Source organism: Salegentibacter sp. Hel_I_6, assembly GCF_000745315.1.
Taxonomy (GTDB): domain Bacteria; phylum Bacteroidota; class Bacteroidia; order Flavobacteriales; family Flavobacteriaceae; genus Salegentibacter.
The window spans coordinates 2,706,095-2,726,451 of sequence record NZ_JQNQ01000001.1; the positions used below are offsets into that span (position 1 = coordinate 2,706,095).

Here is a 20,357-nt window from a genome sequence, read left to right on the forward strand (position 1 = left end):
CGCTTTTCGGTATATTTAAGTTATAATTCAGAAAACTTTAACACAAAAGGAATGAGAAACAAATTTACAATTATGGCTTTGCTGGCTTTTTTTCAAGTTACAGGGATGTTTGCCCAGCAGCAAGAAGTGACCGGAACGGTTACCGTGGCCAGTGATGGAATGCCTTTACCGGGGGTAAATGTTCTGGTAAAGGGGACAAATGACGGGACTGTAACAGATATGGATGGTAATTACGCTATCGAAGTGCCAGAAGATGCAGTTTTAGTATTTTCTTCTTTAGGTTTTGAGAGGCAGGAACAATCGGTTAATGGGCGTAGTGTGATCAACGTACAATTAAGTGAAGATCTAGAGGGTCTTGATGAAGTTGTGGTGACTTCTTTTGGAATTGAAAGAGAGAAAAAAGCACTTGGTTACGCGGTACAGGAAGTAAAAGGCGAAGATATTGTTAAGACGAATCAGCCTAATATTGTAAATGCACTTCAGGGACAAACTGCCGGTGTTCAAATTACAAATTCTGGGGGTGCACCGGGACAGAGCGCACGGATAATTATTCGAGGAGTGAACTCTCTCGATCCTAATGCAGATAACCAACCTCTATTTGTTATTGATGGGGTGCCAGTAGATAACTCTACTACAGAAAGTGGTAATACACCCCGTGGCTTATCTAACCGGGCCGCCGATATTAACCCTAACGATATTGAATCTATGAACGTACTAAAAGGTGCGGCTGCAACAGCACTTTACGGGGTTAGAGCAGCAAATGGTGCGGTAATTATTACTACAAAGAAAGGTAAAGAAGGTGCTGTTCGTATTAATGTGAACAGTACCGTGGGTTTTGAAGAAGTAAATCGATACCCTAAAATTCAGGATGTCTATGGTCAGGGTTTTGGAGGAGTTTACGATCCTAATTCATTTTGGCCAAACTGGGGTCCTTCTATAGATGAGATTAGGGAAATAGATCCTGATGCCGAGATTAATGATATTTGGAGAGATGCTATGAGAACTGGAGTGCAAATTGATAATTCTTTCAGTATTTCTGGTGGTAATGAGAAAGCCAATTTTTATGCTTCTTTAAATAACCTGGATCAGGAAGGTATTATCCCTTTTAGTAATTGGGGGAGAACTTCGGCAAGATTAAATGGGCAGTTGAAGTTTAACGATAAATTTAAGGTGGCCGGAAATATGAATTATACTATTTCTGGAGGTAATCGGGTACCACATGATCGTTTTATGGAGCGTATGGTTTATAATTCTCCTATGCAGGATATTAATGATTATATAAATGAAGACGGTACAATGAAAACTGTTGGGGGTAATACGAACCCTATTTACGATGCCCGCTTTAGTACCTTTGAGGATGAGGTGAACCGAATAATTGGAAACCTTCAATTTACCTATAGCCCTTTTGAATGGATGGATGTTAATTATTTAATAGGTACCGATTTTTATACTGATTCCCGAACAGAAATTACTCCGGGTCCTTTAGGTATTGATGGTGAAGTTGCTTTAAGTTCACAGGGTTTTATTACCGAAACAAGAATAGAAAGTAGGGATATTAACTCTAACTTATTTGTGACACTAAAAAAGCAATGGGACGATAAATGGAACACCACTTTACGATTTGGGAACGATGTTTTTGAGCGCGATTACAGCAGGGTAGAAGCCACTGGAGAGAATTTTGTAATTCCGCAATTTTATGATTTAAGCTATGCAAGTCAAATATCAAACTCACAGGATAAACGCAAGAAAAGACTGGTAGGTTTGTATGGGGATCTTATGGTAGATTATGACGATATGTTGTTTCTTAATATTACAGGAAGAAACGACTGGACTTCTACTTTGCCACAAGGGAATAATTCATTCTTTTATCCCTCTATAAACTTAGGTTTTGTCTTTACAGAAGCTTTTGAAATTCCTGAAGCGCTTTCTTATGGTAAATTTAGAGCTTCTTATGCCGAAGTGGGTAAGGATACCGATCCTTATAGAATAGGCCAGACCTATACCTCACCAGATATTTTCCCATTAGGAGGCGAAGTTGGCTTTACACGATTTAGCCAATTTGGAGATTTAGCGCTAAAACCGGAAAGAACTACATCTATAGAATTTGGTACAGATCTTAGATTCTTCGGAAATAGACTGGGAATAGATTTTACCTGGTACAAATCTAATAGTAAAGATCAAATTATTCCTGTTCCGGTTTCTGAGTCTTCTGGTTTTTCAACCTTTATTACCAATGCCGGGGAAATTGAAAACCAGGGTGTAGAATTTATCATTTCTGGTAATCCTATTAGAACTGAAGATTTTACCTGGAATATTGCCTTAAATGCTGCCTATAATCAAAACGAAGTAGTAAGTATTAGGGAAGGAATAGAACAAATTCAGGTGGGAAGCCAATTTGGTTATGTAGGAAGTACAGTGACAATGCAGCTTATTGAAGGGGAAGCTTATGGTAATATTTTTGGAAGTAGTTATGAACGTTTTGGAGCCGACGAAAATAGTATTTTTCTAAATGAGGATCTGCCCGTTGTTATAGGTGAAAATGGATTCCCGGTAAGAAATGGATCTCAATTAGTTCTAGGGAATTCTACCCCAAAATGGATTGGTGGTTTGAAAAACGATTTTACATATAAGAACTTTGATTTTTCATTCTTAATTGATTTTAGAACAGGTCTGCAACAATACAGTCAATATGATAACTTTTTCTCTGCCTTTGGTATTTCTGAATATACCTTAGATAGAAACGATACTCGTGTTTTTAATGGAGTACTTGCAAATGGCTCTCCAAATACTCAGGAAGTTTGGCTTGGGCAGGGAGTTGGCCCTGATGGAAGGGATTATGGAGCAGGTTTCTATAGAAATAGTTATCGTGGGGTGAGTGAAAATTTTGTTCACGATGCTTCTTTCATAAAACTTAGAAACATTTCTTTAGGCTATAATTTTGGTGATAATGTTTTAAACTCGATTGGCTTCCTTCAAAGCGCTAGATTTTCAGTAGCGGCCAATAACATTATACTATATACGCCCTGGGACGGTTTTGATCCGGAATCATTTAGTGCCGGTGCCGGTGGAAATGCTACAGGCTTTACAGGACTGGGATACCCTGGAGTGCATAGCTTGTTTTTTACTCTTAACTTAGGTTTATAAAAAATACTGAATATGAAAATTTTAAGAAAAACATATAATTATATAGTAATTGCAGGGCTATTTCTCACGTTCACAGCCTGTGACGATTACCTGGATATAAATGAGAATCCAAATAATCCTACCACTGCTCCTTTAGCAGGTTTAATGGTGAATTCTACATTTGAAACAGCTCAAAATACGTTTAGAATAGGAAATACTACCTCTAATTATGTTCAACATTTAGCATCTCCAAACCAGGGAAGTGCGTCAGATGTTATGGATGAGCTCAGTTTTAACGCAACCTGGTCTTCTTTGTACAATGTGATGACAGATCTTAACGATATGATTCTTGAGGCAAATGAAACGGGAGCGAATCATTATGAAGGGGTCGGCCAGGTGCTAATGGCTTTAAATTTGGCAATGACCGTTGACGCTTTTGGAGATGTGCCATTTAGTCAAAGTTTTAATTTTGAGACGATCACCCCGGCATATGATGATGACGCCGAATTATACAACAGGGTTTTTACGTTGCTTGATAGTGGTATAGCTAATCTTTCCCAGGAAACAGAATTGCCGATAGGTTCAGATGACTTTATTTATAATGGGGATGCAGATCAATGGATTAAATTTGCAAATATGCTTAAAGCACGTTATTTAAACCACTTAAGTAAAACAGATCAGTATAATCCTACGGAAATCCTGGCTGCAATTGAAGCAGGTTTTGAAAGTAATGCGGACGATGCACAAGTAGAATATTTTGAAGAAGAATTTAATCCTTGGGCGAATGTTGCTATTAATAACGAGAACCTGCTTCTTGGGGGTTGGATTTCTGAACAATTTGTAGAAGCCACCGACGGAACAACTTTTGGAGTTGAAGATCCACGTTTGCCATTCATGATTGGTACCACTGATGATGGGGATTATATTGGTGTTCCAAATGGAGCCGGCCGTGGTAGTGCAGCCGAATCTGGTGAGCGTTCCACTCTTGTTCCGGGCGATTTTTATACTTCAGAACAATCTCCGGTTTTGATTGCTACCTATGCTGAGCAAAAATTTATTGAGGCTGAAGCAGCGTTTGAAGTTGATAAATCCCGTTCTTATAATGCATATCTGGAAGGAATTAGAGCGCACATGAGAATGCTGGGAGTTGAACAGGCTGAGATTGATGAATATGTTAGTAGTGCAGCAGTGAGTGTTGGAGAAGGAGACTTTAGTCTGGATCATATTTTTAAAGAAAAATGGATCGCTATGTTCCTGCATCCTGAAGCCTGGGTAGATGCAAGAAGGTATGATTATGATTATGAAAATTTTGATCTTCCTGAAAATTTAAATCCAGATCTTAATGGGCAGTTTATTAGAAGGTTGCGCTATCCAGATTCTGAACTAGGTAGAAACGGTAGCAATGTGCCAGAAGTGACTTTGCTTGACCGTATTTTTTGGGACGAATAATCCTTAACAACTAAAACAATTTGAAATCTCCCGGTATTGCCGGGAGATTTTAGTTTTAAATGGTTTAAGTATAATTATTATTGCTAAATGCCTAATTTTAAAGCTTACCTAAAAACCGGTAAAATGATGAATTTTGATTATAAAAATATATGCTTATCTCTGATTATTCTCTTAACGGCATATGTAGGTTCTTCACAGGAAAAGGAGCTTTATAAAGAGCTTTACAATTCCTATGAAAAGTTTAAAGAACAGTCCATTGAAAAACGCCGATTCACCCAGGCTAAAATTCAACCTTTAATACAGGAATTTAAACAAAACAATAAGTTTGAAGTAACGAAAGTAGGGGAGTCAATAGAAGGTAGACCTCTCCAATTAATTTCTATTGGTGAGGGCAATGTAGATATTTTCCTCTGGTCGCAGATGCACGGCGATGAATCTACCGCAACCATGGCTATTTTCGATATTCTTAATTTTCTCGATTCCGAAGCATATTTAGAAGAAAAAAAAGCAATGTTGAGGGAGGTAAAGCTTCATTTTTTGCCTATGCTAAATCCCGATGGTGCAGAGCGTTTTCAGCGTAGAAACTTATTAGGAATAGATATTAATCGGGATGCGCTACGTTTGCAATCCCCGGAAAGTAGAACTTTAAAACGTGTTCGGGATAGCCTGGAAGCCGATTTTGGATTTAACCTGCACGATCAAAGCACCTATTATAATGCCGAAAGAACGCCGAAACCTGCAACCATCTCCTACCTGGCTCCAGCTTATAATTATGAAAAGTCTATAAATGAGGTCCGTGGTGCAGCAATGCAGGTAATTGTGCAAATGAATACTATATTGCAGGAATATGCCCCCGGCCAGGTTGGTAGGTATAACGACGATTTTGAGCCGCGTGCCTTTGGAGATAATATTCAGAAATGGGGAACGAGCACCATTTTAATTGAGTCTGGCGGTTATCCTAACGATCCGGAAAAACAGGAAATAAGAAAGTTGAATTATGTATCAATTCTTGCTGCTGTATTTTCTATTGCGAATAAAGATTATAAGCAAATCGATATTTCTGAATATGAAGATATTCCCAATAACGATAGAAAGCTATTTGATTTAAAACTAACTGGCCTTAATTATGAATTGTTAGGGGAAAACTATGTTTTAGATTTAGGAATCAACCAAAGGGAAATTCAGGATGAAAACCTGGATTATTACTATGATGCCTATATTTCAGATAGGGGCGATCTTTCTACCTTTTATGCTTATAAAGAACTTGAAGCTTCCGCGTATAAGTTGGTTGAAGGGAAAGTTTATCCTAAAACCTTTAAAAATATAGCGAGACTTCAGGAAAAAGATATTTTAAAAATTTTGAAAGCTGGATATGCTTATGTTGCATTAAAAGAACTTCCGCAGGAAGATTTCATAGAAATACCAATTAATCTTGTAGCTGAAGGTTTTAATAAGCCTGATAGTCTTCAGCCAAACTTCTTTCTGGAAAAAGATGGGAAATTAGAGTATGCAGTAATCAATGGCTTTTTAGTAGATCTTTCCGCGGAAAAATATGAAGTTAAAAATGCCCTTATTTTAGACTAGGAGGAAATCAAGGTAAAGAGCGAATTAAAAATATGAGATTACGTATCTTTGCAGGCTATGATTACAGAAGAGACAAAGGCATTGGTAGACGATGGGATAATGCTTCCTTTAATGGAAGAATTTTACACCATTCAGGGGGAAGGATTTCATAAAGGAACGGCTGCGTATTTTATTAGAATTGGAGGTTGCGATGTAGGATGCCATTGGTGTGATGTAAAAGAAAGCTGGGATCCATCAATTCATCCACCAACTCATATTGGGGAGATTGTAGAGAAAGCAGTAGCGAACAGTAAGACTATTGTGATTACAGGCGGAGAACCTTTAACATGGGATATGACACGCCTTACCGGCGCTTTAAAAGCAAAAGGATGTGATATTCATATAGAAACTTCTGGAGCTTATAAACTTACCGGGCATTGGGATTGGATTTGTTTATCGCCTAAAAAGATAAAATTACCAACCGAAGAAATTTATCCGCTGGCACACGAGTTAAAAGTGATTGTTTTTAATAAGCACGACTTTCTATTTGCCGAAGAACAGGCAGCTAAGGTTAGTGAGAACTGCATATTATACCTTCAGCCAGAATGGAGTAATCGTGATAAAATGATGCCGCTTATAGTAGATTATGTAATGAAAAAACCAAAGTGGAAAGTTTCTTTACAAACTCACAAGTATCTCAATATCCCATAAAATAAAACGGCTGTTTGTAAATCAAACAGCCGTTTTTTAATTCTTTCAATCTAAAATTATCCTGCAGGCGAGAAAGGTACTTTTACATATTTATCAGCCCATCCCATTAATAAATTGGCACCGGCTTGATCTTCCTCCTGTTCAATAGACATAGAGAAATTCTCAATTTTACTGCTTGAATTTCTAACCGGAACTGTAATCCTTACGTAGTCTTCTTTATCTGTATACTCATAAGCTCCCCAGGTATGTATTGATTTATTTAAAATAATAGTCCATTCTTTTTCATCTGGAATAGTGAAAATTGTGTAAGTACCTGCTTTTACAACTTCATTACCAATTTTCATATCCTTGTATAGTGTTATTTCAGTAGCTTCATTCGCTCCTGTTCTCCATACTTCTCCATAAGGAACAAGTTTTCCAAAAATTTCCCGATCCCTGGTTTGAGGTCTACTATAAATTACTCGCATAACAACTTCATCAGATTGATCTCGGTGGACAATCATATCCAGCGGACTTGCATCTAATTTTGGAAAGTTGGGACCGTTTGTTTTTTCTGTTTCTTGGGCCAGTACGTCCTGGAATCCAAGAAATCCTATTAAACATAGTGTAGTTAAAAGTATTCTTTTCATTGTGTTTGATTTTTAAGGTTAAAGATAGTTTACTGTTGGTTCTTAACGTGTTAAAGAACTATTTAGTTGCTGTTAAAATATTAAATTTTTACAGATGTAAAGTTTGTAAGCATTTGATGCATTTTTTGCTTATAAATGAATTCTAATTTAATGAATATTATTTTCATTTTATATGAATAGACTATCATCTGTTTATTAAATGTAATCTCTTCTGCATATTTGTATGGAATTAATAAAGCAAATGTTATGTGTGGAATTTTAGCAGTAATCGGGAAACGATTATCAGAAGAAAAGATTAGCGGGCTATCAAAAAGAATGTTGCATCGCGGTCCAGACGAAAGTGATGTGCACGTAACCGAAGAAGGTTATGTATTAAGTCACGAAAGATTGTCTATTGTAGATCTTGAAACCGGAAAACAACCTATCCAGGGTACTTCAACTGCCTGGATGGTTCACAACGGAGAGATCTATAACCACCAGGCTTTGCGAATTAATGAATTAAAAGATCATTCCTTTAGAACTACAGGAGATTCAGAAGTAATCGTTCATTTATATGAAGAATATGGGGTTGATTTCCTTGATAAATTAGACGGAGTATTCTCTTTTGTGGTGGTAGATGGGAAAGATTTTATCGCAGCAAGAGATCCAATTGGGGTGAAACCACTTTATTATGGAACCGATGATGAAGGTTCTATTTGGTTTGCCAGTGAAATGAAAGCTTTAGTAGATCAGTGTAGTAGTTTAGCAGCATTTCCTCCGGGGCACTATTACACCCCGGAAACTGGTTTTGTAGAATATTACACTCCAGATTGGTTTGATTATAGAAAAGCAACAGAAAAATTAGACCTTACTAAATTAAGAGAAAGTCTTATTGAAGCAACCCGAAAAAGACTGATGGCAGATGTGCCTCTTGGAGTTTTGTTAAGTGGAGGTTTAGATTCTTCTTTAACTTCTTCTATTGCCGCTAGATTGATGAAAGACAGTGGTCAAAAATTACATTCGTTCTCAATTGGTCTAGACGAAAGTGCACCAGATCTTATTGCCGCCAGAAAAGTTGCTGAGTTTCTTGGAACCGAACATTCTGAAATACATTTTACCGTTGAAGAAGGAATTGATATTCTTAAGAAACTGGTATGGCATTTAGAAACTTACGATGTAACATCAATAAGAGCAAGTACGCCTATGTATTTCCTTTCAAAAGCAATTGCTGAAAAAGGCGTAAAAGTAGTTTTAAGCGGGGAAGGAGCCGATGAGATCTTTGGAGGCTACTTATACTTTAAAAACGCACCTTCGGCTGATGATTTCCAAAAAGAAACCATTAGAAGAGTACAAAGACTTGCTACTGCGGATTGCCTTAGAGCAGATAAATCTACAATGGCTCACGGTCTTGAGGCAAGGGTACCATTCTTAGATAAAGCATTCTTAAAAACTGCCATGGAAACTGAGGCAGTTCATAAACTACCAAAAACTTATGATGGAGTTGAAAAATATATTCTAAGAAAAGCCTTTGATACTCCACAGCAGCCATTTCTGCCGGAAGAGGTTTTATGGAGACAAAAAGAGCAATTTAGTGATGGGGTAGGTTATAGCTGGATAGATGAGTTAATTGCTTATGCATCAGCCAGGGTTAGTGATGAGCAAATGGCATCAGCTTCAGAGAAGTATCCATACAACACACCGGCTACCAAAGAAGCATATTTTTATAGAGAGATATTCCACAGTCATTTCCCACAGGAAAACGCTGCGAAAACCGTAAAAAGATGGATTCCGAAATGGCAGGAAGACCTTGATCCAAGTGGAAGAGCAAATACTTCTCACGTTGCTACAAACGCCAAAAAAGAACTTGAAGAATTAGTAGGAATTTAGGTTAAACAATCGTGTGGTTTGTTATGCCCGGAATACAGCGAATTTTTGCTGTATTTTGGGCTTTTTTTTGCACAAATTGTTAATAACTTAAAGCTGGTAGAGAGCTTGTAAGCACATTAAAAATGTGCGTTTTGTTATATTTGTTCGTTATTCAAAATAGACGAATTTAATTAGCGAAATATATGAGCGAAGAACCCAAAAAACAAAGTTATTCCGCCGATAGTATTCAGGCTTTAGAAGGAATGGAGCACGTGCGCCTTAGGCCTTCAATGTATATTGGGGATACCGGCGTTAGAGGTTTGCACCATTTGGTGTATGAGGTGGTAGATAACTCTATAGATGAGGCTATGGCCGGCCATTGTGATACTATTAAAGTTACCATAAATGAAGATGGGTCGGTAACTACCGAAGATAACGGAAGAGGAATTCCCGTAGATCTTCACAAAAAAGAAGGTGTTTCTGCCCTGGAGGTGGTAATGACCAAAATTGGTGCCGGTGGTAAATTCGATAAAGATTCTTATAAAGTTTCTGGTGGACTTCACGGGGTTGGGGTAAGTTGTGTGAATGCACTTTCTTCTACGCTTAAAGCCACGGTTTACAGAGATAACAAGATTTGGGAGCAGGAATATGAAAAAGGAAAACCGATGTATCCGGTTAAACCTGCTGGTGAAACCGAACTAAATGGTACCGTGATTACCTTTAAACCAGATCCGAGTATTTTTCAGCAAAGTGTAGATTACAGCTACGAAACTTTGTCTAGCAGAATGCGTGAGTTGGCTTATTTGAACAAAGGAATTCAAATTACACTTACCGATAAGCGTGAGGTTAATAAAGAAGGTGAATATCTTTCAGAAAGATTTCATTCTGAAGAAGGCTTAAAAGAATTTATAAAATTCCTTGATGGAAATCGTGAGCCAATTATCGCTGATGTAATCGCGATGGAAGGCGAAAAGAATGATATTCCGGTTGAGGTAGCGATGGTTTATAATACCTCGTTTAGTGAGAACCTGCATTCTTATGTTAATAATATAAACACCCACGAAGGAGGAACACACTTATCTGGTTTTAGACGTGGTTTAACTACCACGCTTAAAAAATATGCCGATGCTTCGGGTATGCTGGATAAATTGAAATTTGAGATCGTTGGAGATGATTTCCGTGAAGGATTAACCGCGATTATTTCAGTAAAAGTTGCAGAACCTCAATTTGAAGGTCAAACAAAAACAAAATTAGGTAACAGGGAAGTGACTTCGGCTGTTTCTCAGGCAGTTTCAGAAATGCTTGAAAATTACCTGGAAGAAAACCCGAATGATGCAAAAACCATTATTCAAAAGGTAATTCTTGCAGCCCAGGCCAGGAATGCGGCTAAGAAGGCCCGTGACATGGTTCAGCGTAAAACGGCAATGAGTATTGGCGGTTTGCCCGGGAAATTATCTGACTGTTCCGAGCAGGATCCTACCCAAAGTGAAGTGTTTCTTGTAGAGGGTGACTCTGCAGGTGGTACTGCCAAACAAGGGCGGGATCGAAAGTTTCAGGCTATTCTTCCGTTAAGAGGTAAAATTCTGAATGTTGAAAAAGCGATGACGCATCGTGTTTTCGATAATGAAGAAATAAAAAATATTTATACCGCGCTTGGGGTTACCATAGGGACTGAAGAAGACAGTAAAGCTTTAAATACCGATAAATTAAGATATCATAAAGTAGTGATTATGTGTGATGCCGATGTAGATGGTAGTCACATTGAAACACTTATTTTAACCTTTTTCTATAGGTATATGAAGGAATTGATTGAAGGAGGGCACATTTATATCGCCACTCCTCCTTTGTATTTAGTGAAAAAAGGTAGCAGAAAGCGTTATGCCTGGAGCGAGGAAGAGCGCGATGAAATTGCCGATAGTTATAGCGGTGGAGTTCAGATTCAACGATACAAAGGTTTGGGGGAGATGAATGCCGAGCAACTTTGGGATACCACAATGGATCCTGAAAGGCGTAAGTTAAGACAGGTGAAAATTGATAATAGTGGTGAAGCCGATAGAATTTTCTCTATGTTAATGGGAGATGAGGTGCCACCAAGACGTGAATTTATTGAGAAAAATGCTAAGTATGCTAATATTGATGCTTAAGTAATTATAATCCCCGTAAAATCTGAAACCCCGTAAGCCTTTGCTTACGGGGTTTTTTATTGCCTTTAATTAACATTATTTTTGGAATATATTTTTTGCTATTTTTACCCTCTAACTTAACACCTACTTATTTTGAAAATTCAATACTTAGTTTTGATACTTTGTGTATCATTTGTTTCTAAATCTTTTGCACAAGATGATCTCCAGAAATTTGCAAACGAAATGCTTTACATCGCCGATGAATTCGCTGGCCCTGCAGCAGAAGGCGCAGCATACCAGGCCGGTGCCGGTTGGTTTACTTCGGCCACGGCATTAAAACCATGGAAAGTAGAAGTTTCATTTCATGGAAATGCATTATTCGTGCCTTCCAATAAACAAACTTATACTATTTCGAATAATGATCTTGCCGGGGTACACGCTAACGGTGGTCCTATTTTAAGTCTTAGAGGAGAAGGAAGTAACGCCGTGGTTCCTACTGCTTTTGGTGGGGAAACAGATGTTTTCTTTGAGGGTAGTCTTTTAGGACAATCTTTTGAATTCCAGGCCCTGGAAGGAGTTGATAAAGGTGTAGTAGCTTATCCTTTTGTTCAGGCTACTGTGGGTTTACCTTATGAAACTGAATTTGCTGCCAGGTTTTTGCCTCAATTCACCGTAGATGGTGTAGCGGTAACTACATACGGAGCAGGATTAAAGCATAATTTCTCACAATATTTTAAATTTAATAACGAAGATGATTTTCAGGCCGCTGCAATAATTGCATTTAGTAAATTTAATGTAGAGTACGAATTTTCGCCAGTGACTATTCCTAATATTGTAAATTTAAACCTGGTAGATGTGAATGCCAATCTTTGGATGGCCTCTGTAATGGGTTCTAAGAAATATGGAGATAGTTTTGAAGTATTTGGAGCTTTAGGAGCTACAAATTCTAGTTTTAACTATGCTATGGGAGGTAATGGTGTGGCTCTATCGCCAATTAATACAGCTCTTAGAGGACTGGATCAAACTCAGGCGCAGATAAAAGCCGATCTTGGTTTTAATATTTATTTCAATAGATTTAAAATTAGTACCATGGCGACTGCAGGCAAGTTTTTTCATCTAAACTTGGGCTTACACTTTAGAATTTAAATCTCATAGTTTTAACCATATCTTATAGTAATACTATATCAATATTTGTATTTTTGGGTTCAAATATTAATCGATTTAAATAAAATATAAGATGAAAGTTACTATAGTAGGAGCAGGTGCCGTTGGGGCCAGTTGTGCTGAATATGTTGCCATTAAAGATTTTGCTTCAGAAGTTGTTCTTCTCGATATTAAAGAAGGAGTAGCCGAAGGGAAAGCAATGGACTTAATGCAAACTGCAACCCTGAACAGTTTTGATACTAAAATTACAGGAACAACAAACGATTATTCTAAAACTGCAGGCAGTGATGTAGCAGTTATAACCAGTGGTATTCCTCGTAAACCGGGAATGACACGTGAAGAGTTAATTGGGATAAACGCCGGGATTGTAAAAGAAGTTTCTTCAAACCTAATTAAGCATTCTCCAAATGTAACCTTGATCGTAGTAAGTAATCCTATGGATACTATGACTTACCTTGTGCATAAAACTACCGGTCTTCCAAAGAATAAGATTATTGGAATGGGTGGAGCTTTAGATAGCGCTCGTTTTAAGTTTAGATTGAGTGAGGCTTTAGAATGTCCGCCATCAGATGTTGATGGGATGGTAATTGGAGGCCATAGTGATACCGGGATGGTGCCGTTAACAAGATTGGCTACAAGAAACTCAGTTCCTGTTTCAGCATTTTTATCTGAAGATCGTTTAAACCAAGTGTCAGAAGATACTAAAGTTGGGGGAGCAACACTTACTAAGTTGTTAGGAACCAGTGCCTGGTATGCGCCTGGTGCAGCAGTATCTGCTTTAGTTCAGGCAATTGCTTGCGATCAGAAAAAAATGTTCCCTTGTTCAGCAATGCTGGAAGGTGAGTATGGATTAAATGATATTTGTATTGGAGTACCTGCGATTTTAGGCAAAGATGGATTGGAAAAAATTGTAGAAATAGAACTTGATGATAAAGAGTCTAATAAGATTAAAGAAAGTGCTGAAGGAGTTAAGAAAACCAACGCTCTTTTAGAACTATAAGTAATTATAGATTCACTAAATTATAATAAAAAGACCGCATTATTTGCGGTCTTTTTTTATGTTTAAAAGTTAAATTATTCAAAAAAAAATTGTTGGCATTTCATTTTTGAAACCCTATATTTGTCCGTTTTTAAAATCGACCTAATTAATTATAATTTAAGGAATAATGCAGAACAAAGGACTGATTAAGGTTTTTGCAATTTTATTTGGACTGGTATGTATATATCAGTTGTCTTTTACTTTTATTACGAATAGTGTAGAAAGTGAAGCTGAAGATTTTGCCACGCAAAGAATTAGCGAAAATGTAGAGAATTATTCAGCATTGAGAGATGTTGAGGAGCAAAGATATCTTGATTCGGTAGCGAACAATGAGATTATTGCCGGGATTACTTACAGTGACGCCAAAGACAAGGAACTAAATAAAGGGCTTGACCTTAAAGGAGGAATTAACGTAATCCTTCAAATTTCGGTTAAAGATATTCTAGCCGGTCTTGCTAATAATACAGATGATCCTGCTTTTAATCAGGCTTTAGCTGAAGCCAGTGAAGCTTCAAAAGATAGCCAGGATGATTATATTGATCTTTTCTTTGCTGCTTATAACGACATCCCAGACGCAAAACTTGCCTCGCCAGATGTTTTTGCCAATAAGACTTTGAGCGACGAGATTACTTTTGATATGTCTAATGGTGACGTTGAAACCGTAATTAGAAGAAAGGTTGATGAGTCTATTACTTCAGCTTTTGAAGTACTAAGAAAACGTATTGATAAATTCGGGGTAACCCAACCAAATATTCAGCGATTAGGGAATTCAGGGAGAATACTTGTAGAATTACCCGGTGCTAAAGATATTAATCGTGTACAAGGTTTACTGCAAAGTACTGCACAGCTTGAATTCTGGCACGTATATAAAAACACTGAATTAGGTAATTTCCTTGCTCAGGCTAATAATGTTCTTAAGAATGTTGTAGATAAAGAAAGCGAGCAAGCAGAAACTCAAACCGATACTACCGCTACAGAATCTAGTAGCGATATAGATGACTTACTTGCCGAAAGTGAAGATACCACAGATGTAGCTACAGGAAACAACCCTTTATTTGAATTAATTGAAGGTCCTGGATTCCAGGGAGGTCCTGTTATTGCTTATTTCTCTGTTCAGGATACGGCAAAAGTGAACAATTATCTTGAAATGTCTCAGGTGAGATCTTTACTTCCTGCAGATCAACGTTACGCTAAATTTGCCTGGGGAATTCCAGAGGATGAAGAAGGAATTGTTGGTTTATATGCAATAAAAGGTAACCGTAATATGGAACCACCACTTAGTGGTGATGTAATTACAGATGCCCAGCAAACTTACGATCAAATGGGTCGTGTTGCAGTTTCTATGCAAATGGATGGAAGAGGAGCTAAAGCCTGGGAAGAAATGACAGGGCAGGCTTCTGCACAACAAACTAACATAGCTATTGTTTTAGACAATACAGTATATTCTGCCCCAGGTGTTTCGACCGGCGCTATTTCAGGTGGAAGAAGTGAAATTAGTGGTGATTTTAGTATTACCGAAGGTCAGGATTTAGCAAACGTTCTTAGAGCGGGTAAACTTCCTGCTTCCGCAGATATTATTCAGAGTGAAATTGTTGGGCCAAGCTTAGGTCAGGAAGCTATAGATAGTGGAATTTGGTCTTTCGGGATTGCGCTTATTTTTGTATTAATCTGGATGATTTTTTATTATGGTAAGGCCGGTCTTTTTGCCGATGTTGCCCTTGCAGTAAACATTCTATTTATCTTCGGAATTCTAGCCGGTTTAGGGGCTGTGTTAACTTTGCCTGGTATTGCCGGTATTGTATTAACAATTGGTATCTCGGTAGATGCGAACGTACTTATCTTTGAAAGAATTCGAGAGGAACTTGCTAAAGGGAAAGTACAGAAAGATGCCATAAAAGACGGATTTAGTAACGCACTTTCTTCAATTTTAGATGCGAATATTACAACCGGTTTAACTGGTTTTATCTTATTAATTTTAGGTACAGGACCAATTAAAGGTTTTGCCACTACATTATTAATAGGTATCGCAACTTCGTTATTTACTGCGATTTTTATTACCAGATTGTTTATTGATGGTTATGGTAAAAATGGAAAATCTCTTGATTTCTCCACAGGTGCAACTAAAAACCTTTTCAGAAATGTGAAAATTGACTGGCTAGGAAAACGTAAAGTAGCTTATGTGATTTCCGGGATATTGATCATTCTTAGTGTGGGATCTTTATTAGTACAGGGATTAAACGAAGGAGTTGATTTTCTAGGAGGAAGAACTTATACAGTGCGTTTTGATAAAGACGTAAACCCAACAGATGTTGAACAGGATCTTATTGCTGAATTTGGTAGTGCCGAAGCGAAAACTTTTGGGCCAAATAATCAGCTTAAAATAACTACCAAATATAAAGTTGACGAAGAAAGCACTGAGGTAGATAACGAGATCCAGGAGTCTATGTTTGAAGCTTTACAATCTTATCTCCCTGCAGATCTTTCTTATGATGAGTTTACCGCAGGTGGTGCCGGACAGGATATCGGAATTATGTCATCTATGAAAGTAGGTCCAACTATTGCTGATGATATTAAAAATGATTCCTTCTGGGCGATATTAGGATCTCTCATAGTTATCTTCCTATACATCTTATTACGATTTAGAAAATGGCAGTTTAGTATTGGTGCCGTTGCTGCAGTAGCTCACGATGTTATTATTGTATTGGGTATTTTCTCACTACTTTACAAAGTGATGCCATTTAGTATGGAAATTAACCAGGCTTTTATCGCCGCAATTCTTACGGTAATTGGTTACTCATTAAACGATACCGTGGTTGTATTTGATAGGATTAGGGAATTTGTAAACGAGCATACTACCTGGCCATTAGGCAGAACGGTAAATAGCGCTTTAGATAGTACTATTAGCCGTACGTTGAATACCTCGCTTACTACTTTGATCGTTTTACTTGCCATCTTTATTTTTGGTGGAGAAAGCATTAGAGGTTTTATGTTTGCCTTGATCATTGGTGTGATTGTAGGTACTTATTCGTCCTTGTTTATCGCGACTCCCGTTATGTTTGACAGTGTGACCGATAAATCTAAGATCGAAAAGAAAAAGAAACTTGAAGAAGATTCTGAAGCAACTACTGCTTAAGATTTCTTCAGGAAATATATAATGTAAAAGCGCTCCAATTAGGAGCGTTTTTTTTATGGGTTGCTTTTGTTGAAAATAGGTTTTAGAGTGCGATAGTCCTAATTGGGCAATTTTGGAAATATCAGATTATCCGACTTGATTTTAGGTTAAACTTGTATATTTGGTTGACTGTAATGAGTTAGCGGTAATTTATGGATTATATTGAATATCAACTTTCAGTTATTAATGGAGAAAATCAATATAAGAAGATTGATACAATTAGGTACTTTTCTAAAGGTGAATTTGAGTTCTACACTAGCTCCATCAAAAAATTAAATTTATATCAAAAACAGAATTCACTGTTCGATATAGTAAAGCTTAATTACGAAGACTTTAAAAGAAAAATCAAATTCTACATAGCGAAAGAAGATTTCAAAACAGATGATAATGTAGATATATACATTGATTTAAATAGACATATTCTTAATTGCTTATTCGCTATTAGAACTTATCAAGATCATGTGGAAACTCGATTAAAAAGAGAATTTGGAGATGAATCTGATGAATATAGCTTGTTTAAAAATTTAACATCTAGATGTTATGATGAAAATTTTTCCTATCGGTTCTTAACCAAACTAAGAAACTATTCACAGCATTGTGGTTTACCAACTGGATCAATTATTTTTTCAGAAAACAAAAATGGAAAAAGAATAGAAATTAGTCTTTCACGAAATGATCTTTTAGAAAAATATGATTCCTGGAGTCAAAAAGTAAAACCAGATTTAGTTAATCAAGCTGAATACTTTGATATAATTCCATTATTAAATGATGTGATACATAACCAGGAAAATATTAATAATGATATAGATAAAGTTTTAATTCAAAATTTTAAAAATGAAGGTTTCAGATTATTGCAACTTATCCACGAAACTCAAATTAAAGGAAATGGAATTCCGACTATACTAATGGCTAGCGGCCCGGAAAAAAATCCTAATGTTCAAATGTATTGGTTTCCATATAAAACGATATCAAGGATTACGGGGGTTGAAATCACATTCGATAAAAACAAATAAAAAACTAACGCTGAAAACGGTTCATTGCAAATAACAGCCTCCACTTTTCCCATACTTTTCCATAACAGTAATCCTTGAGTCAGAGATCAGAACTACTAAAAATTATAAAGACTTTTTCAGGGATTATATAAATAAGTAAATCAAGATTTCAAGCCTAATTGATCCTTTCAAAATCTATTTTATCACAAACTTCAATATTCCAGTCATCAGCAATGCTAGTTCACTAATTAAATAAAAAATTGCTTTTGATGTAAAAATGATGCAAATTTACATCAAATATAAAATATTATGCCCAGACAAAGTATTTCATTTACAAAACCAAATGACGAGTGGCTGAAATCTCAAATTGAGAGCCTAGAATATTCAAGTAAAAGTGAATTGATTAATGACCTAATAAGACAGGCCAGGAATCAGCAGGTTCAAATTGATTGGATAAAAAGTAAATTAGAAAAAGCAGAAGAAAGCGGATTTACAAATGATAGTAAGGAACAGATTTTAGCACAATCCAAGTCTTTACGTAATGAGTAAATACAGATTAAGTAATGTTGCTAAAGAAGATTTAATTAGAATTCATCAATTTGGAGTAAAAAGGTTTGGAGTTACTCAGGCAGATAGCTATTTCGAAAGATTTTTTGAGTATTTTGAATTAATCGCAGAACAACCTTTCTCCTTCGAAGCAGTTGATTTCATAAAACCTGGATATAGAAGATGTGTATGTGGCGTTGATAGTATCTATTATCGTGTAGAAAACGATTTTGTAGAAATTATGGCAATAATCGGAAAACAAGATTTAAGCAATATCTAATCTAAAAATCATTAAGAACTACACTTTTCTAGAAAACTACAACACAAAATTTAGGTTCGATATAAAATGAGCTGAGTTCATAAAATATAGATTTCAAAACCTAATCTACCCGCTCAAAATCTATTTTATCGCCAACTTCAATATTCCAGTCGTCAGCAAGGCCGGCATTTATTTCAAGTATAAATTGAGCCGGTGCTTCAGAGGGTAAAGAAGTTTCATCTTGCGGCTGAGCGTTCTTCTGAAAGCTCACTGCGGTGCTGTCTGCAGCGAAATAAATAATGTCTAAGGGAATATAAGTATTTTTCATATAGAAAGCCCTGGGCGCTTCGTTTTCATAAATAAAAAGCATTCCCTGGTCGTCTTCCATACTATTGCGGTACATAAGTCCGGTTTGCCGTTCATAAGCATTATCGGCAATTTCAATATCAATTTGCTGTATGGTATCTCCATTAGGTTTTAACAAGATCGCTTCTCCTTCTTTGGTAAAAGCAATTTCTTCAGTCTCTATAGGGTCTTCGGTAGTATTATCATCTTTACAGGAAGATAAGAGAGAAGCCGCTAAAACAGCCGATAAAATAATGGATCTACGTATCATACAGTTCTTGGTTTGGTAGGACGATACATAAAGTAAAATCCTGCAATTATAAACGGAATACTAAGCCATTGCCCGGTATTTAATAACCAGGTGGTGCGTTCTTCTACCTGGGCTTCTTTTACAAATTCTACAAAGAATCTTACCGTCCAGAGTAAGACCAGGAATAGACCAAATAAATATCCTACTTTATGGCGTTTTTCGGTTTTCCAGTATAAGAACCAAAGCAATATAAAGATAAGTAAATAACAGAAAGATTCATATAATTGGGCTGGATGCCTCGGAAAAGTTTCCCCTAAATTTTCGAAAATCACTCCATAATCTGAATTGGTTGGTTTTCCTATAATTTCAGAATTCATAAAATTTCCTATTCTTACAAAAATGGCACCACTAGCTACCGGAATAACAATGCGGTCTAAAACCCAAAGTACAGGTTTGTCTAAAACACGTTTACGGTAAAGGTACATAGCGATAATAATACCTATCGCTGCACCGTGACTGGCTAAGCCTCTAAAACCGGTAAATTCAAATTCTGGCTCAAAACGAACCGGTAAGAATATCTCTAATAAATTATTTTGAAAGTAATCCCAGTCATAGAAAATAACGTGGCCCAATCTTGCACCAATCAATGTAGCTAGCACCGTATATATAAAAAGGGAATCCAGTTTTTCTATAGATACTTTCTCTCTCACATAAATGCTTTTTATAATATACCAGCCCAGTCCAAAGGCTATCAAAAACATTAAACTGTAGTAGTGAAGGGTGAAAAAACCTAAGTCTAAACCTTCTGAAGGGCTCCAGGTGATCGCGTTAAAAAGCATAAATTAAAATTGATTAGTAGGGTAAAGATACATATTTGGAAGTAGTTGCCCTATATTTTGGTTTTTGTTTTTTCGGGAACAGGGTCGTAGCCTTTTCCGCCCCAGGGGTTGCAACTAAAAATGCGTTTTAAGCTAAGCCACCCACCTTTAAAAATGCCAAAACGTTGCAATGCGATTAGGCTATATTGTGAACAGGTTGGGGTATAACGGCAGGTTGCCGGGGTAAGCGGGGAAATGAAATTCTGATAAAATCTCACCAACAGGATAAACGGATATGCTAACCATTTCTTAAGCATCGTTTTTCCTGT

At 36.8% G+C, this 20,357-nt stretch carries 16 protein-coding genes; 12 read left to right on the forward strand and 4 right to left on the reverse strand.

What is annotated here, in order from left to right:
• The first annotated feature begins 51 nt into the window (after positions 1 to 51).
• The 4 genes from FG27_RS11950 (at position 52) to FG27_RS11965 (ending at position 6,846) form a co-directional block, all read left to right on the forward strand.
• Positions 52 to 3,144 carry a SusC/RagA family TonB-linked outer membrane protein gene (locus tag FG27_RS11950; RefSeq protein ID WP_037322228.1) on the forward strand — a complete coding sequence of 1,031 codons (3,093 nt, stop codon included), beginning with the start codon at positions 52 to 54 and terminating at the stop codon, positions 3,142 to 3,144.
• 12 nt (positions 3,145 to 3,156) lie between these two features.
• Complete coding sequence (locus FG27_RS11955) at positions 3,157 to 4,572, forward strand: SusD/RagB family nutrient-binding outer membrane lipoprotein (RefSeq protein ID WP_037319385.1); 1,416 nt, start codon at positions 3,157 to 3,159, stop codon at positions 4,570 to 4,572.
• A gap of 87 nt (positions 4,573 to 4,659) precedes the next feature.
• Entirely contained in the window at positions 4,660 to 6,156 is a 1,497-nt protein-coding gene (locus tag FG27_RS11960) for a M14 metallopeptidase family protein (RefSeq protein ID WP_231563314.1), read from the forward strand.
• 57 nt (positions 6,157 to 6,213) lie between these two features.
• Complete coding sequence (locus FG27_RS11965) at positions 6,214 to 6,846, forward strand: 7-carboxy-7-deazaguanine synthase QueE (protein WP_037319388.1); 633 nt, start codon at positions 6,214 to 6,216, stop codon at positions 6,844 to 6,846.
• Between the two features lie 56 nt (positions 6,847 to 6,902).
• Here FG27_RS11965 and FG27_RS11970 read toward each other — a convergent pair whose 3' ends face one another.
• A complete protein-coding gene (locus FG27_RS11970; protein ID WP_037319391.1) occupies positions 6,903 to 7,475 on the reverse strand; it encodes a DUF2911 domain-containing protein in 573 nt (190 codons plus the stop codon).
• A gap of 246 nt (positions 7,476 to 7,721) precedes the next feature.
• On the opposite strand from FG27_RS11970, the gene asnB reads away from it, so the two are divergent.
• The 8 genes from asnB (at position 7,722) to FG27_RS12010 (ending at position 18,636) form a co-directional block, all read left to right on the forward strand.
• Positions 7,722 to 9,341, forward strand: coding sequence for an asparagine synthase B (gene asnB / locus FG27_RS11975; protein WP_037319393.1), 1,620 nt, complete (start codon positions 7,722 to 7,724; stop codon positions 9,339 to 9,341).
• 182 nt (positions 9,342 to 9,523) lie between these two features.
• On the forward strand, positions 9,524 to 11,464 hold the full coding sequence (gene gyrB / locus FG27_RS11980) for a DNA topoisomerase (ATP-hydrolyzing) subunit B (RefSeq protein WP_037319395.1): 1,941 nt from the start codon (positions 9,524 to 9,526) through the stop codon (positions 11,462 to 11,464).
• A gap of 132 nt (positions 11,465 to 11,596) precedes the next feature.
• Positions 11,597 to 12,589: a DUF6588 family protein gene (locus FG27_RS11985; protein ID WP_051935833.1), complete on the forward strand. Its 993-nt coding sequence runs from the start codon at positions 11,597 to 11,599 to the stop codon at positions 12,587 to 12,589.
• A gap of 91 nt (positions 12,590 to 12,680) precedes the next feature.
• Positions 12,681 to 13,607: a malate dehydrogenase gene (gene mdh, locus FG27_RS11990; protein ID WP_037319398.1), complete on the forward strand. Its 927-nt coding sequence runs from the start codon at positions 12,681 to 12,683 to the stop codon at positions 13,605 to 13,607.
• A gap of 166 nt (positions 13,608 to 13,773) precedes the next feature.
• Complete coding sequence (secDF, locus tag FG27_RS11995) at positions 13,774 to 16,779, forward strand: protein translocase subunit SecDF (protein ID WP_037319400.1); 3,006 nt, start codon at positions 13,774 to 13,776, stop codon at positions 16,777 to 16,779.
• A gap of 191 nt (positions 16,780 to 16,970) precedes the next feature.
• Entirely contained in the window at positions 16,971 to 17,831 is an 861-nt protein-coding gene (locus FG27_RS12000; protein ID WP_037319402.1) for a hypothetical protein, read from the forward strand.
• Between the two features lie 288 nt (positions 17,832 to 18,119).
• Positions 18,120 to 18,359, forward strand: a complete 240-nt coding sequence (locus tag FG27_RS12005) for a type II toxin-antitoxin system ParD family antitoxin (RefSeq protein WP_037319404.1) — start codon at positions 18,120 to 18,122, stop codon at positions 18,357 to 18,359.
• Positions 18,352 to 18,636, forward strand: coding sequence for a type II toxin-antitoxin system RelE/ParE family toxin (locus FG27_RS12010; RefSeq protein ID WP_037319405.1), 285 nt, complete (start codon positions 18,352 to 18,354; stop codon positions 18,634 to 18,636). The genes FG27_RS12005 and FG27_RS12010 overlap by 8 nt, the downstream gene beginning before the upstream one ends.
• A gap of 100 nt (positions 18,637 to 18,736) precedes the next feature.
• On the opposite strand, the gene FG27_RS12015 is transcribed toward FG27_RS12010, so the two are convergent.
• The 3 genes from FG27_RS12015 to yidD are packed head-to-tail and all read right to left on the reverse strand — an operon-like array spanning position 18,737 to position 20,345.
• Positions 18,737 to 19,231 carry a DUF192 domain-containing protein gene (locus FG27_RS12015; protein ID WP_037319406.1) on the reverse strand — a complete coding sequence of 165 codons (495 nt, stop codon included), beginning with the start codon at positions 19,229 to 19,231 and terminating at the stop codon, positions 18,737 to 18,739.
• On the reverse strand, positions 19,228 to 20,049 hold the full coding sequence (gene lgt, locus FG27_RS12020; RefSeq protein WP_037319407.1) for a prolipoprotein diacylglyceryl transferase: 822 nt from the start codon (positions 20,047 to 20,049) through the stop codon (positions 19,228 to 19,230). Before lgt ends, FG27_RS12015 begins: the two co-directional genes overlap by 4 nt.
• A gap of 50 nt (positions 20,050 to 20,099) precedes the next feature.
• Positions 20,100 to 20,345 carry a membrane protein insertion efficiency factor YidD gene (yidD, locus tag FG27_RS12025; protein WP_037319408.1) on the reverse strand — a complete coding sequence of 82 codons (246 nt, stop codon included), beginning with the start codon at positions 20,343 to 20,345 and terminating at the stop codon, positions 20,100 to 20,102.
• Between the last annotated feature and the right edge of the window lie 12 nt (positions 20,346 to 20,357).